Source organism: Streptomyces sp. MI02-7b (assembly GCF_033793585.1).
GTDB lineage: Bacteria > Actinomycetota > Actinomycetes > Streptomycetales > Streptomycetaceae > Actinacidiphila.
Window position 1 is genome coordinate 91182 of record NZ_JARAWX010000023.1, and the last position, 16243, is coordinate 107424.

A 16243-nucleotide genomic window follows, 5' to 3' on the forward strand; every position below is an offset into this window, starting at 1 on the left:
CGTGCGTGGTCGGGATGAGGGAGCGGTCCCTGCTCCGTCCCGTCGTCACCGGGAGGAAAACCCATGGCACGCCCGACCGACTGGGACGCGATCGGACTCTCCGGGGACCCCACTCCGGGTGACCCCGAGCAGATCAGGCAGCTGTCCACCGAGCTGAAGACCATGGGCGGCAACGCCCGGGAGATCAGCGCGGCCATCGACGCGGTGATGAACACCGCCGGGGACAGCATCTTCGTCGGCCAGGCCGCCGACGCCCTGCGCGGCAAGGTCGACGACCGGCTGCGCGGCCATATCGAGGACGTCGCCCAGTCCTTCGAGAAGGCCGCGGACGCGCTCACCACCTGGGCGGACAAGCTCGTCGAACTCCAGGGCAGGGCCGACGGCGCGCTGAACGCCGGCCGCGGGCTCTCCGCCGACGACCCGCAGCGCGAGACCTACGCCACCACCGCCAGGGGCGCGGGCACCGAGCACGGCGAGGCGGCCGGAACCGCCGCTTCCAGCATCAACGGCGTCGCCAACATCCAGCTCCCGATCTCCCAGTGCCAGGTGTTCTGGGAGGCCTTCCAGTGGCTGGCGATCATCCTGATCATCCCCGCGCTGATCTTCGGCGGCCCCATCGCGCTGCTCGCCCTGGGCGTCAACCTCACGCTCTTCATCAAGACCATCGTCGACTTCGCCAAGGGCGACGCCAACTTCCTCGACCTCTTCCTCGCCGGCCTCGGCATCATCGCCCCCACCACCAAGGCCCTGCCGATCTTCCAGATCATCAAGGCCGGCGGCACCGCCTTCGCCAAGGGGTTCAAGGCGATCGCGAGCACCGCCTTCCAGGCGCTGCGCAACCTGTTCACCAACGGCTTCCGGTTCACCACGATCATGCCGGGCCTGCGCGACTTCGTGCATCTGAGCACGACCTGGATCCGCGTCGGCGGTCTGTGGGTCATGCAGGGCATCCACAACCTGCCCGGCCTCGCCGGCATGGTCATCCAGCGCGGCGGCATCACCGTCGTGCAGGGCCTGCGCGGCATCCCCGGCGTGGTCCGCGGACTGCCGGAGATCATCAGCGGCGGCCTCGCCGCCGGCTGGAAGGGCCTCGGCCGCGGCCTGACCATCGGCTGGGAGGGACTGACCACCGGCGCCAAGGCCACCTACGACTTCGGCGTCCGCGAGCTCGGCGGCGGCAAGTGGCTGCGCCTGCTGCTCCCCGTGGACGCCGGCGAGATCGGCCAGTACGGCCTGGGCGGCGCCCTGCGCATCGGCTTCTTCGAGCGCGGTGTCATGGGCCAGCACATCTTCGGCGCGCCCCTCGCCGGGGCGGTCGGCCACGGCATCAGCGCGGTGCCGATCCCGCACGGCGGGCCGCACGGCCTGGACGCGCTCGTCGACATGCCGCGCGTCGAGCTGGGCAATGTCCGGCTCGGCGACTGGGCCGGCGCCAACGCCGGTATGCGGCCCTTCGACCTCAACCTCGGTCCCGTCGACCTCGCGTCCGCGCTGCGCACCCCCTCGCTGCACATGGGGAACGTCGGCGCCATCGGCGACCGGGCCGGACTCGGCTTCCACGCCTCCCGGCAGCTCGACGCCCTCGTCGACATCCCCAAGGCCCACCTGAACAACCTTCAGATGAACGGCTTCACCCCGTTCGGCGGCCGCACCGACGCCGGGCTGGGCGTCAGCGCCGCCTCCTCGGCCCCGAGCCTCCACTCCTCCGGTCTCTACCTGCCGGGATCCGCCGGGGCTCCCGCGGTGCAGGGTGTCAACCTCGCCACCGGCACCCCGGTCCCGGGCGCCGCGCACTCCGCGCTCACCGCCGTGCAGGCACCGCCCCCGGGCGCCGTGGGCCACCTCGACACCCTGCTGCCGGGCGCCGGCAGCGGCGCGCACGGCCACGGGAACATCCTGGTCGGCGGCGTGCAGACCCCACCGCCCGGCACCGCCGCCGCGGGCAACCTGCTCACCCCGGGCACCCCCGGCCCGGGCAACGGCGTCCTGCACTCCGCGGTGACCGGAGCCCAGGCGCCGCCGCCGGTCACCGCGGCCGGCCACGATCTCGCGGCCGGGGTGACCCCGGGCGGCGCGGCCGCGGGCGGCCACGTGCCGATCGCCGGTATCGGGCAGGCGCACCACGGCGCCGACGGCACCGGCGCCTCCGCGTTCGACCTGCTCGCGGCGGGCGGCCGCAACGGCCCCCAGAGCCCCGTACCGGCCGGTTCCGGCGCCCAGTTCGGCGACCGTACCGCCAGCGCCCTGACGGCCAACCAGACCCGCCTCCACCTCGACGAACTCCTCCACTCCCCGGGCTCCCCCCGCAGCGGCGCCGTCCCCGACCGGCTCACCCCCGGCACGTCGGCCGCGAACGGTCCCACGCCCAGCCCGGTGCGTCCCGGCGGCGACACCCTCGCCCCGGTCGACGGCACCCGGGCCGCCGCCCTGGACCTCGTCGAGACCGGGCCGGGCGTGCGCCCCGCCGACACCCACGCCTTCGCCGGCGCCCCGGCCAAGAACGGCGACGCCGGCCACGCCTTCGCCGGTGCGCCCGCCCGTACCGGGGACCACCGCCCGGCGGTCCCCGCCACCGCCGACGACCTGGTAGCCACCCCGGTCCGCCCGGACACCGGCGGCCACGGCCCGCAGACCCCGCACACCGAGCCGCACTCCGCCGGCGCCCCCGGCGCCGGGACGGCCGTCCCGCACCACGGCCCGGACGTGTCGGACCTGCCGCACGTGTCGCCGAAGGGCAAGGGACGCGCCACGCCGGCCACGCCGCACGACCTCGACGCCACCCCGCCCGGCGGCGACTGGCGTGCCACGGGCGACGCGAGTGTCGCCCTCACCGACACCCGGCGCGCCTGGGACGACGCGCTGGACGACTTCGAGGACATCGAGCAGCGCCACCTGCAGGGCGTCGGCAGCTCCGGCCACGCCGACGGCTCCGCCCTCGCGCACGCCTGGGACCGGTTCGTCCGGGCCGACATGGACCAGGCCCTCGCCGAGCGGCAGTGGTCCGAGGCGACCGGCGGCTCCCCGCTCCCCGAGGTGCGCGAGGTCGAGGCCCGCTACGGCGTGCTGCCGGGCGGCTCGCCCGTCTCACGCTGGCTGCGGGGACTGCGCGGGCACCACGACGTGCCCGCCGGCCCTCCCGGCGTCGTCCAGTCGGTGACCCCCGTACCCCCAGCGAGCCATGTCGTCATCGACGGCACGAGGGCGGGCGAGGCCACCGGCCGCGACGTCCACGTGCTGATCCCCACCAGCCGCGACCTGACGGTGGCCCACTGGCTGCAGCACCCCGCCGACGCCCAACGCGCCTTCCAGGCCGACATGGACGCCCTGACCAAGGCGCGCGCCGCGGCCACCCACGACGAGCTGATCACGGCCCTGGACACGCGGATCGCCTCGCTCACCGACGACCTGGAGCTCTTCCGCGGCCTGGAGGGCCGACCGGTCTGGAACGACCTGCGGACCCCGCAGGTGGCCGCGCTCGTCATGGTGGAGCGGCGCGCCCTGCGGAGCCTGGAGATCGACCGTGCCGCACTGATCTCCAAGCTGCGCAGCGGCGACTGGGCGTGGGCCAAGCCGTACCTGGTGGGCGGCGGCATCGACGGGGTGATGGACTCCCTGGTCACCAAGGTCCTGCACCACCTGCGCAACGACATGACCCTGACGGTCAACGTCGACCTCGGCAAGGCGGTCAAGGGCACCGGCGGCTCCGTGCTGGACGCGATGGTGCGGGACAACACCGTGCTGGTGCGCAACGCCTGGGAGGCCACCCCGGACCACCTGCGCTACCTCTTCAAGAGCCGCGGCCCCGCCGAGGAGTCGTTGGGCTACGCCGGCACCGTCAAGCGCACCGGCGGCCCGGACCGGGCGGGGGTCTACCCCGGCCGTACGAACGACCCCGGGGAGCTCTTCGCCCCGACCGACCTCGACCGCTCGACCCTGCCGGGCTACGCGGCCCTGACCTCCTCCCACCGGCCGCAGGCGCTCCAGCAGTACGGCTCGGCCGTCTTCCACCTCAAGCCGCAGGTGATGGAGCGGGCCACCTTCACACCGACCGACAGCTTCGGCCGCGGCCCGCGCGGCGCGGAAGGCGTGACCGGCCTCGGCAACATGGCGCCGCTGCTCAACCACGGCCCCGACTCCCTGGTCCGGCTGGCGTTCGCCGAGGCGACCGACTTCGCCTTCGACGCGACCTACCGCGGCCTGCGGGACTCCGGCGACCTGCCGTCCCGGCTCCAGCAATACATCGAGGCGCAGATCCACGGCCGGATCACCTGGCAGGACCTGGACCGCGTCGTGCTCTTCCACGACGGCGCGGACGCGGCGAAGGCGGGTGAGGCCCTCACCCAGAAGACCGTCCTGGAGACGTTCGCCCGCGACAACAACTTCTCGTTCACCGTGGACACGGTGCCGGTCTTCCCCAAGCCGCGGCGCGGCGCGGCCCCGGCTCCCGCGGCCGGCGCGGGCGTCCACGAGAGCTTCGAGGACCTCCGCTTCACCGCGGGCCTGCTGGACCCGCACGGTGCCCCGCGGGCGGACCTGCTCGACGAGGCCGCGAAGGTCGCCGACACCCGGCCGACACCGCCGCCACCGGCACCCCGGCCGAAGCCCGCCCCCGCGCCGCCGGTGCCCGTGCGCGGTGAGTTGTCGCGGGAGACGGACCTGTTCCACACGGTGAACCTGGAGCTGAAGAAGCTCGGCCAGGGAGCGGTGTCGCGGGCGGAGTTCGACACGGCGTTCCACGCGGTGCAGGGCCGACTGGGGACGGTGGCGGACCGGCTGACGGTGCGGGCGCTGTCGCAGGATGTGACGGCGCAGCTGCTCGGGCACGAGTTCCCGCGGCTGCGGGGCGGGATGCACCCGACGACCGCGGGCGACGACCTGGCGACCGGCGGCCCGTCCGGCGCGCACCAGGCGCCCGCGCTGCCGGCGATCGACAACCGCTCGGTCGTCGGCATCCCCGGTCACGACGGGATCGTCGTCCGGGCCGAGCGCGGTACGCCCCCGGAGCTGGTGGGCAACGCCACCGTCGGCGGGCACCGCTTCGAGGTGGTGGACGTCCAGCGCGGCGGGGCCCAGTTCACCGTCCGTGAACTGGACGCCGGCGGCTCGGCCGTCCACAGCTGGACGTACAAGCGGCTGGGTCCGCAGCTGCGTACGGCCGAGGAGTCGATGGCGTTCTCCGACGGCCACTTCGGCGGCTCCACTATCAAGATCACCGGCAACGCGGTGGGGGACGTGTCGGTCGGCGGTTCGGCGTGGCCGGCGAAGCTGGTCGGCGACGGCGAGATCCATGTGGCGTCGCCCGCGGGCAACCAGGTCTACGACCGCGCCACCGGCACGCTGATCAGGACCGAGACGTCCGGCCGGCCGCCGGTGAGCCCGCCCGCGGACCTGCACCTGCCGCCGGCCGAGGCGGACAGCTGGAAGGCCGCCACCGACCTGGCCCGTACACACCTGGGCAGGGCGACCGAGGACAACAGCCTCAAGCTGTTCATGCAGGGCGTCATCGGTGGTGCCTTCACCTCGAAGAAGGGTTACGGCGGCTTCGTCAACCCCAGCGCGCTGACGGCGGACGCGGGCCTGGTCGGCAAGGTCGAGGAGTTCAACAAGGTCACCCGCGATCTGCTGCACCAGGGCGCCAATGAACCGATGACCGTGTGGCGCGGTGTGGCGATGGACCCGCACTCGGCGCGGGCCGACGTCTTCATCGAGCGGCTCCCGGCGTCGACGTCCAACAACCGCGCGTTCCAGGCGGAGTGGGCGAAGAACGGTGTCAACAGCAACCGTGTGGTCTTCGAGATCGAGGTTCCCGCGAACCACGGCAAGCTGGCGATGGCGTACCCGCCGGGCTACGAGAAGACCATCGACGACGCCATCGCGCTGAGCGACCAGTCGGAGGTGACGCTCTCCCCGACCAGGCTGGTGCGCACCGGCGAACCCCGGGTCGAGCCGGACGGCATCACCGTCATTCCGGTGCGTGCGGAGCAGATCCCGAACGCCGAGCTTCCCGCGCTGATCCGCGCGGAGTGGGAGGGCCTGCCGTCGGGCACGGCCTTCGACGACTTCGGCCGGGCCTTCGAACAGGGCGCGGTGCGGCAGTGGGAGGGGCTGGGCGACGCGGTCGTCCGCACGGAGGCCACCGACACGGTCAAGACGTTCGTGGTCAGCCGCCCCGGTCTCGCCGACGAGCTCACCGTGACCGTCACCCACCACCCGGAGCGCAACGCCGTCGAGGTGTCGATCACCGGTGGCGACCGCACCTTCACCAAGGAGTGGAGCGGCACGGGCTTCAGCAGCCTCGCCGCCGATCTGCGCGGCACCGTCCTCCACAACAACGAGCTGTTCAACCCGCTGCCCACCCCGTCGTCCTGGCAGCAGGCGCACACCGCGACCGCGGTCCGCACCGAGCTGTCGCGGGAGACGGACCTGTTCCACACGGTGAACCTGGAGCTGAAGAAGCTCGGTCAGGGAGCGGTGTCGCGGGCGGAGTTCCAGACGGCGTTCCACGCGGTGCAGGACCAGCTGGGCACGGTGGCGGACCGGCTGACGGTGCGGGTGCTGTCGCAGGATGTGACGGCGCAGCTGCTCGGGCACCCGTTCCCGCGGGTGCGGGGCGCCGCGCGCCCGACGACCGTCGGTGACGATCTGGCCGCGGGCGGTCCCTCGGGCTCGCACCAGCCGGCGCCACTGCCTCCGGTCGACAACCGTTCGGTCGTGGGTGTTCCGGGGCAGGACGGGTTCGTCGTGCGTGCCGAGCGCGGCAAGACTCCGGAGCTGCTGGGGAACCCTGTGGCGGGCGGGCACCGCTTCGATGTGGTCCAGGAGGGCCCCCAGTTCACCGTGCGTGAGCTGGACGGCGGCGGGACGGTCGTCCACAGCTGGACGTACAAGCGGCTGGGGCCGAATCTGCGCACCGCACAGGAGACGATGTCGTTCTCCGACGGCCACTTCGCGGGCGCCGAGATCAAGATCACCGGCAACGCGGTGGCGGACATGTCGGTCGGCGGTTCGGCGTGGCCGGCGAAGCTGGTGGGCGACGGCGAGATCCATGTGGCGTCGCCCGCGGGCAACCAGGTCTACGACCGCGCCACGGGCACGCTGATCAGGACCGAGACGTCCGGGCGGCCGCCGGTGGCGGTGCCCGGGAGCGTGTCGCCGGGTGAGGCCGGGAACTGGACTGCCGCCGCGGACCTGGCGCGTGCGCATCTGGGCAAGGCCGCAGTGGACAACGACCTGAAGTTGTTCATGCAGAACGTGATCGGTGGTGCCTTCACGTCGAAGAAGGGTTACGGGGGTTATCTCAACGCCGGTGTTCTGGAGGCGAATCCGGGCCTGATCGGCAAGGTCGAGGAGTTCAACAGGGTCACCAAGGGCCTGCTGCACGAGGGTGCGAACGAGCCGATGACGGTGTGGCGCGGTGTGGCGATGGACCCGCACGCCGCGCAGGCCGATGTCTTCATCGAGCGGCTGCCCGCCTCCACGTCCAACAACCGCGGCTTCCAGGCGGAGTGGGCGAAGAACGGCGTCAACAGCAACCGTGTCGTCTTCGAGATCGAAGTGCCCGCGAACCACGGCAAGCTGGCGATGGATTACCCGCCGGGTTATGAGAGGGCGTCCGACGACGTCGCGGTCGCGCTGAGCGACCAGTCGGAGGTGACGTTGTCGCCGACGCGGTTGGTGCGGACCGGCGAACCCCGCGTCGAGCCGGACGGCATCACCGTCATTCCGGTGCGTGCGGAGCAGATCCCGAACGCCGAGCTTCCCGCGCTGCTCCGCGAGGAGTGGCAGGGCCTGCCGTCGGGGACGGCCTTCGAGGACTTCGGCCGCGCTTTCGAGCAGGGCGCGGTGCGGCGCTGGGAGGGCCTGGGCGACGCGATCGTCCGGACCGAGGGCATCAACCCGGACGTCGTGAAGTTCGTGGTGAGCCGGCCCGGCTACCCGGACGAGCTGACCGTGACCGTCACCCACCATGCGGAGCGCAACGCGGTCGAGGTGTCGATCACCGGCGGTGAGCGGGCTTTCACGAAGGAGTGGAGCGGCACCGGTTTCAGCAACCTCGCCGCCGACCTGCGCGGCACCGTGCTGCACAACAACGATCTGTTCAACCCGCTGCCCACGCCCGCGTCCTGGAGGGAGGCTCCGACCGCGGTCCGCACCGAGCTGTCGCGGGAGACGGACCTGTTCCACACGGTGAACCTGCAGCTGCAGAAGCGCGGCGAGGCAATGGTGACGCGGGCGGAATTCCAGCAGGCCTACCACGTGGTGCAGGACCGGCTGGGCACCCTCGAAGGCCGGCTGACCGTGCGGGCGCTGTCGGAGGACGTGACCGCGCAACTGCTCGGCCACGAGTTCCCGCGGCTGCGCGGCGGCGTGCACCCGACGACGAGCGCGGGCGACGACCTGGCGACAGCGGGGCCCTCGGGTTCAGGCTCCCACCAGCCGCCGGCGGCAGCGCCCACGGCGCACACGCCGGTCGACCTCACGCCGCTGAACAACGCCCTGGAAGGCCACGCCGGTGCGGGGAGCAAGCTGCGCCAGGTCGAGAACGACCTTGCGCAGCTGTCGGACAACTCCCCCAAGCTGTCCGATGCCCAGGCCAAGGTGGACGACGCCCTCCTGAACGAGCAGAAGGCCACGGCGGTGCTCGACGGCGCTGTGGACGACCTCATCAGCTCCCGGAGCCTCACCCAGGTCGAGCTGAACAGCCTGGTCGACCGGCTCGCCGGTTCGAGCTACGTGGACCAGGCCGTACGGCTCCGCGCGCACGGCGACGACCTGGACGTCTTCGCCCGTACGCCGGAAGGCGCCGGACGTCCCGACCAGGGAGTGTGGACCGGGCCGGAGATCAGGACGCAGGCCGGCGACGTGCGGGTGCGGGTCGCGGACCTCGAGAACGCGCTGCTGCCCGGTTCCCCGGCGAGCCGCGCGGAGATCCAGGGCCTCGTCGACGAGCTCAAGGGCTCGGCCGGGCGGCTGGGCGTGATGACGGACGGATTCATCAAGGACGCCGCCCGTCTCGGTGGCGCGTACGCGCTGCGAGCCCAGAACAAGGCGCTCGTCGTCGCCGTGAACCACTACGTGAAGCTCGTCGACGACGCCCTCACCGCGGCCCGGCCGGGCGAGGCGGTGCACCTTTCCGAGCCGTTCCTCGTCGGCAAGGCGGCCCGCGGCCTGTCGGGCGGGGCTGTCGACGTCGCCCGCAGGTACCGGGTGTGGGGCGCGTACAAGGACGTACCGACGGGCAAGCAGTGGACGAAGGTCCTTCCCGACGCCGAAGGGAACTGGGCCCAGGCGATCGGCGACTTCCCCGACAACCTGACGCCCACGCAGAAGGGGGAGTTCGTCAAGAACCTCTCCGGCCGGAACATCCAGGTGCTGAGGGAGGAGTTCGACACCCTGCTCGGCAAGCTGGATGCCGGTGACGCCCAGGCCTTGCGCGATCTCCGCGCCCGGGTGGAGAACCTCCCGCACCACATCAAGCACGCGACACCGGCCTACCACACCATGGCCAACAGCGGATTCATGATGTCGCAGGGCGAACTGGAGCGCCGCGGACTGAAGTTCCTCGCGTCCGGCAAGAGCTCGGTGAAGAACACGTCCAACCTGGGCAACGACGACTTCGTGTTCTTCCGGATGGAGTCCGGCAAGGCCCCGATGCAGACCCGGTACGGGCCCACCACCATGATCTTCGACGCCAAGGTGCTGGAGGAGAGGGGCGGCTGGGTCTCCCTGCACGACCAGCTCAACCCCCTGGACCGTCCGACCATGCGGAACCTGGAATTCGAGGGGAAGAACGTCCGCGCGGCCGAGTTCGACGAGGGCTTCACGGGAACGGGCGAGCGGGCCCGGTGGACCTACACGTACCCGGACAGGTCCACCCGCACGGTCTCCTTCGAGCAGGAGGTCTTCCACGGCGCGGAGGTGCGGGAAGGGCTCGCCCTGTCGGTGGTGCGCGAAGTGCAGTCCATCGGGGGCGACTTCAAGGCCCATGCGCTCCGCGTCATGGACAACCCGGACGAACTGGGCAAGGTCGTCTCCGACCTGTTCCGCCCGGAGGCGAAGTTCGGCGGCAACCTCCCCTTCACGCCCCTGGGGTCCGAGGTCTCCGGACGCTGGGCGGGCCTCGTGGACGTCCACAACCCGGCGGGCGACGGACGGTACCTGCCCGACGGCACCGTCGACCCGATCGCCCGGGCCGCGGGCAAGCAGCACGACGAGGCGCTCGACAAGGTCCGCCAGGCCGACAACGGCATCGCGAGCGGGCACACCAACTCCGTCAGGTTCAACCTGCGCAAGGCGGAGCTGCACGCCCAGCAGTCGGTCGACCTGACCGACCAGTTCCGCAGGACCGCCACCGGCGACCGCCTGGAGATGGCCGAGAAGCTGTTCGCCGAGCGCACCAAGCTGCTGGACGACATCAAGGCCCGGCTGGCGCCCGCGGCGCAGGCCGCGCCCCCCGCACAGCCTCCGGTCGCGGCCCTCGGCACCGCCGGTGCGCAGCCGCCGGCCGCCGCCGTCGCGAGCGTGGAGGATCTGCTGCGGCGTCCGGCGCCCTGGGTGGAGGGCGCGCTGAAGGGCGCCGGGGTGGCGAAGGCCAACGGCCACATGGTGTCGGTGGCCAAGGTGCTGGCCCACTCCGACGGGTTCCGGCCGCTGCTGAACTCCAAGGTCGACCTGGAGACCAAGGCGGCGTTCGGGCTCAGCAAGAACCAGTTCTCCAAGGCCTTCTCGGCCTTGAAGGACGCCGGGCTCGTCAGGGGCGCGGACGACGGGCTCCATCTGACGGACAAGGGCCGCGAACTGCTGCTGCCCCCGGGCACGGCGACCGACGCCCACCCGTCGGCACCCACGCCTCCCGCCGTCGCCCACGACGCGACCACGACCCCTCCCCCCGCCGGTACCCACGGCGGCGGCGCCGACCCCTGGACCCACGACTCCCGTGCCCTGGACGATCTGCTCGGCGGCCAGGGGCAGCCGGCGCGGCAGCACTACGCGGACCTCACCTCGGCCCGCACCGACCTCGGCAAGGCCGAGGACCACCTCCGCGGTGGCGAGGCGGGCACGTCGCAGCACGTCAGCGTGGTCGATCAGCACCACCAGGGCGAGGTGCTGGCGGCGCGGGGCCGCGAGGCGGACGCGTTCCACCAGTTGCAGGACGCGGGTGTCGACCCGCTCGCCGTCGACGGGCGGATGCACGAGATCAACGAGCGGGCCGCCGTCGAGCGCGGCGCGATCAACGCGGGCAGCGGCGGCACCGTCCCGCGGGAGCACGTGCCGGTGTCCACGGACGAGACGCCCTTGTTCAACAGTGCGGTCAGCGGGGAGAACGGTCTGCTGATCCAGCGGAGCGTCTGGGAGAACGGCGACCGGACCCACCAGGTGCTGGGGAACGACCTCGCGGCGCACCCCGACTACACGGTCACCGTGCGCCGGGACGGCGGTTTCGACGTCCGCCACGCGCCCAGCGACACGATCGCCACGTACAACGACAACGGCCTGCGGATCGCCCACGACCTCCCGCTGCTGGACTCCACCTGGAACGCGACCGGTTCGCGCCTGCACGTCGAACTGGACGGGCGCGGGCACGCCACGGACGCCACGGTCACCGGCCCTGGCGGGCAGGCGCACCGCGTGGAGCTGTTCCGCGGCGACGTCGTGCGCGTCACGGACGAGTTCGGCTCGGCGGCCCGCTTCACGATCGACGGCCGCCCGTGGAACGTGCTCGACCGGCTCGACGGCACCTTGTCGCAGCACGGCAAGGCCGTCGAGGAGCTGCAGGGCGTCGAGCAGCAGCTGGCCCAGAAGACGGAGACGGCCGCGAAGGACGGCAAGGCCGTCACGGGCACCGACGCGCTGCAGGGGAAGATCAACGACGTCCGCGGCAAGGAGACGCTGGCGCGGCAGGCGGTGACCGACGCCGTGCAGGACCTGATGGACGCGCGCTACCTGTCCCAGGACGAGGTGAACCACCTGGTCGAGCGGTTCGCCGGCCTCGGGGACGTCGAGCACGCCGAGATGCTGCAGGCCCACGCCCGGCGGCTCGACGAGCTCTCGCGCGACGCGACCGCGGAGGAGCCCGCGGGCCTCTGGCAGCGGATCTGGACCGGGCAGGAGATCGCGGACCAGTCCGCCCTCGTCGAGAACCGCGCCGTCCGGCTGCACGAGGCCCTGAACGGGACCGGTCCCCGGCCGACCCCCGACCAGTTGCGCGGCATGGCCGGTGAGCTGCGGCAGGCCGCGGACGACCTGGACACCGGGCTGCGGGGCTTCGTGAGGGACGCCGCCGGCTCCGGCGGTGTCTACGGGCTGCGCAACGCGCACACGCCGTGGGCGGCCGTCGGCCGGCACTACGCCAAGCTCGTCGACGAGGCCGTCGACGCCGCGGGACCGGGGGCGCCGGGTTCGCACGTGCTGGTACGGGATCCCGCGCACCCCGACCGCGCGTTCGATCCCCGGGCGGCGGTGGACCGGACCCGTTCGCTGACGGACCTGGTCCGGCGGTACCGGACCGACCAGGCCTTCAAGGCGGTGCCGGCCGGCACCCAGTGGAAGGCCGTCTTCCCGGGCGACCAGGGGCAGTGGTCCTCGGTGTTCGCGGACTTCGAAAGGCTCACACCCGCCGAGCAGACGAGCTTCGTCCGCACGCTCTCCGAGACGAACGTCCACAACCTGCGCACCGAGGTCGACACCCTCCTGGCCGGGATGCCGGATCCGGTCCGGGCGCAGTTCCTCGAACTGCGCAAGCAGCTCGACGCGGTCCCGTACCACGTCAAGCACGCCACCCCCGCGTACCGCGCCATCGAGAACAGCGGGCAGATGGCGTCACAGGGCGAACTGGGCCGCCGTGGCCAGAAGTTCTACGCCTCCGGCAAGAGCTCGGCCAACAACACCTCCAACCTGGGCAACGACGACTTCGTCTTCTTCCGGATGGAAGCGGGCGACGCGCCGATGCAGACCCGGTACGGGCCCACCACGCTGGTCTTCGACGCCAAGGTGCTGGAGGAGAGGGGCGGCTGGGTCTCCCTCCACGACCAGCTCAACCCGCTGGACCGGCCGGCCATGCAGAGCCTGGAGCACGGCGGGCAGCAGGTCCGCACCGCGGCGTTCGAACCGGGAGCCACCGGCACCGGGGCACGTACCCGGTGGACGTACACCTATCCGGACAAGAGCACGCGCCAGGTCTCCTTCGAGCAGGAGGTCTTCCACGGCGAGCACGTGCGCGAGGGCCTCACGCTGTCCGTGATGCGCGAAGTGGCCTCCATCGGGGGCGACTTCCAAAAGCACGTCCTCGGCCTCCTGGGTACGCCCGACGAACTGGGCCGGATCGTCACCAGGATGTTCCGCCCCGAGGCCAAGTTCGGCGGCAGCCTGCCCATCACCGCCGAGGGCGTCGTGGCACACGGCGACTGGCCCAGCCCGGTGAAGGTCTGGAACGCGGACGGCGACGGCCGCTACTTCCCCGACGGCACCGTCGACCCGGTCGCCCGCGCCTCCGGCAAGCAGTTCGACCTGGCCTCCGACCGGCTGCGCCAGGCGCTGAGCGGCATGGACAGCATCGAGGCGACCGGGAAGCGCACCGACCTCACCGAAACCGGGCGTGCCGAGCGCATCACGGGTATCCATCGCAATGTGCGCTGGAACCTGAGGAAGGCGCACCAGCACGTCACGACGTCGCTCGAACTCACGCAGCGCTTCCACGCGTCCGCGGAGGGGGCGCGCAAGGAGCTGGCGCAGCGCCTGCTCGACGAGCGCAACGGGCTGCTGCGGACGATCGAGGAGAAACTGGCTCCGCGGAAGCCGGCGGTCCAGCAGCCGCCCGTGCGTGATCTGGCCGGTGAGATCGCCAGGGCGATGCCGGCTGCGGACAAGGATCTGCGCCAGGTGATCCAGAAGCTGGTCGAGAGCGACGGCAGCATCGAGATCCCGAAGTCCGGCGGCCCGAGCTACCAGGACGCCTTCGGCGTGGGCCGCAACCGGGTCGACAGGATGACGAAGGAATCGTCGACCTATGTGTACGCGTACCAGCGGACCGCGGAGAACGGGTCCCCGATCCGCGTGATCGCCCTGAGCGACACGGCTCGCGAGCTGTTCCTGTCCGGCCGGACCGCGCCGGAGGTCCCGGTGCCGTCCACGCTCGGCGGGGTCACCCACGAGGTGCCCGCCCCCGCCCCCGCGAGCGGTTCGGGCCTGTCGCACACCCCGGCGCCGGCCGCCGTGCTGCACGAGGCCCCGGCCCCCAAGCCGGTGGACGACGCTCTCGCCGGTGGCCCGGCGGCGCGTGTGCTCACGCCGCCGAAGGCGGTGGACGGCGTCCTGTCGCGGCCCAGCGTGCTGGACGACCTCCTGGCCGGCCGGCGGGACGGCGGTCCCGTCCGGCACATCGAGGAGACCCGTCCGCTCGGCAGTGGCAGTGGACGCGGCACGGACGCGGTTCCGCCGGCGCCGCCGGCCGAACTCCCGTCCCGCCCGGCGCTGGTCGACGACCTCGTCGTCCGCCCGGCGGGCAACCCCGGCCGCCCCGCCGCGCCGGACCTCACCGTGCACGCCGGGGGCGGAGCCGGGACCGCGCGGCCCGCGCACACCGATCTGCTGGACCCGGACGTCTTCCGGAACCGGACCGCGACCAGGACGGGTATCCGCAGCCAGTCTCAGATCCACGCCGTGGACCAGGCCCTGAACGACCTGCGGGGCGTCCCCGAGACCGACTTCGCCCGGCGGGCCGACGCCCTGGACCGGGTGGTCACGGCGGCCGACGGGTTCCTGCGCGTCCGGCCCGGCTCGGAGCGCGCTCCCGGCGTCCGGGACCTGCGGACCCAGGCCCGGGACGAGGCGGCCGTCTACCGCGCGCTGGACGACGTCCAGCAGGGCGGAAGGGGCGACCTGGCGCGCGGCGCCCGACCGCTGCTGTCGGGGGACACCCTGCGCGCGAGCACCCGCGGCCGCCTCGACGGAGCCCTGACCTGGCTCGCCCGGGCCGACGAGACGGACCAGCCCGCGTCCTGGTCCCAGTACCGCGCCGTCGAGGACCTGCTCGGCGGGGAGGGGCGGCCGTTCCGGCAGCGCTACTCCGACCTCACCTCCGCCAGGACGGACCTCGGCAAGGCGGAGGACCACCTGCGCGGCGGCGGGGCGAGCACGTCCCAGGGCGTGAGCGCGGTCGACGCGCACACCCGGGGCGAGGTGCTGGCGGCGCGGGAGCGCATGCAGTCCGCGTACCACAACCTGCGGGACACCGGCCTGGATCCGCACATCGCGGACCAGCGGATGCACGCGGTCAACGAGCAGGCCGCCAGGCGCGGCGCGGTCAACGCGGGCGGCGGCGGGAGCGGTTCGTCGACGGCCGCGCCGGCGGCGACGGTCACGACCGCGCTGTCCGACCCCGGCCCGGCCGGGACCCAGGGGCTCAGGATCGAGCGGAACACCTGGGCGGACGGCAGCGTCACCCACCGGGTGGTGGACCAGAGTTCTGTCCCCGACCCGGACCGCACGGTCACCGTCCGGGGGGACGGCGGCTTCGACGTCCGCCACACGCCCACCGACACGGTCGTCAGGTACGACCAGGGCGGCGTGCGGATCGGCGAGGACGTCCCGATGCGCGACGCCGGCCACCAGCCGACCGGAATGCGCCTCCAGCTGCGCATCGACGCCGACGGGCGCCCGGCGGACCCCCGGGTCGTCACCACCGGGGGGCAGCCGCCGCACGCGGTCCTCCTGGGCGACGGTCATGTGCGCGTCACCGACACGGGCACTGGCGTCACCACGCGCTTCACCGCGCAGGGCCACCACGTCGACCAGGGCATCCGGTTGAGCGGCGGCGACGGCGCTCTGGCGGACGCGGACCGGGTCCTGATGACCGAGGGCGCGGCCCACCACGTCACCGACCTGAACGGCGCCCGCCGTTCGGGAACCGTCACCGATCTCGGCCACGGCAACGGCTTCCGGGTGACGGACGACGCCACCGGCGGCTTCGTGGTCCACGGCGCCGACGGCCGTCTGCGGGACACGGGTGTGGCGCTCGCCGACGCGCACGGTGTGCGGGGTGGGTTGTTCGTGGTCGATCGCGGTGCGGCCGGGCATGTGCTGACGGACGCGGCGGGTACGGTGCGCGGCGAGCGGTTGACGGTGCTGCCGGAGAACGCGGGTTTCCGGGTGACGGACGACGCCACCGGCGGCTTCGTGGTCCACGGCGCCGACGGCCGTCTGCGGGACACGGGTGTGGCGCTCGCCGACGCGCACGGTGTGCAGG

The 16243-nt window shown here is 72.9% G+C and carries 1 pseudogene; it reads left to right on the top strand.

The window, feature by feature from the left end:
• Window positions 1–63: 63 nt before the first annotated feature.
• Window positions 64–16243: pseudogene (locus PV364_RS31315) on the top strand (hypothetical protein); the annotation flags it as partial.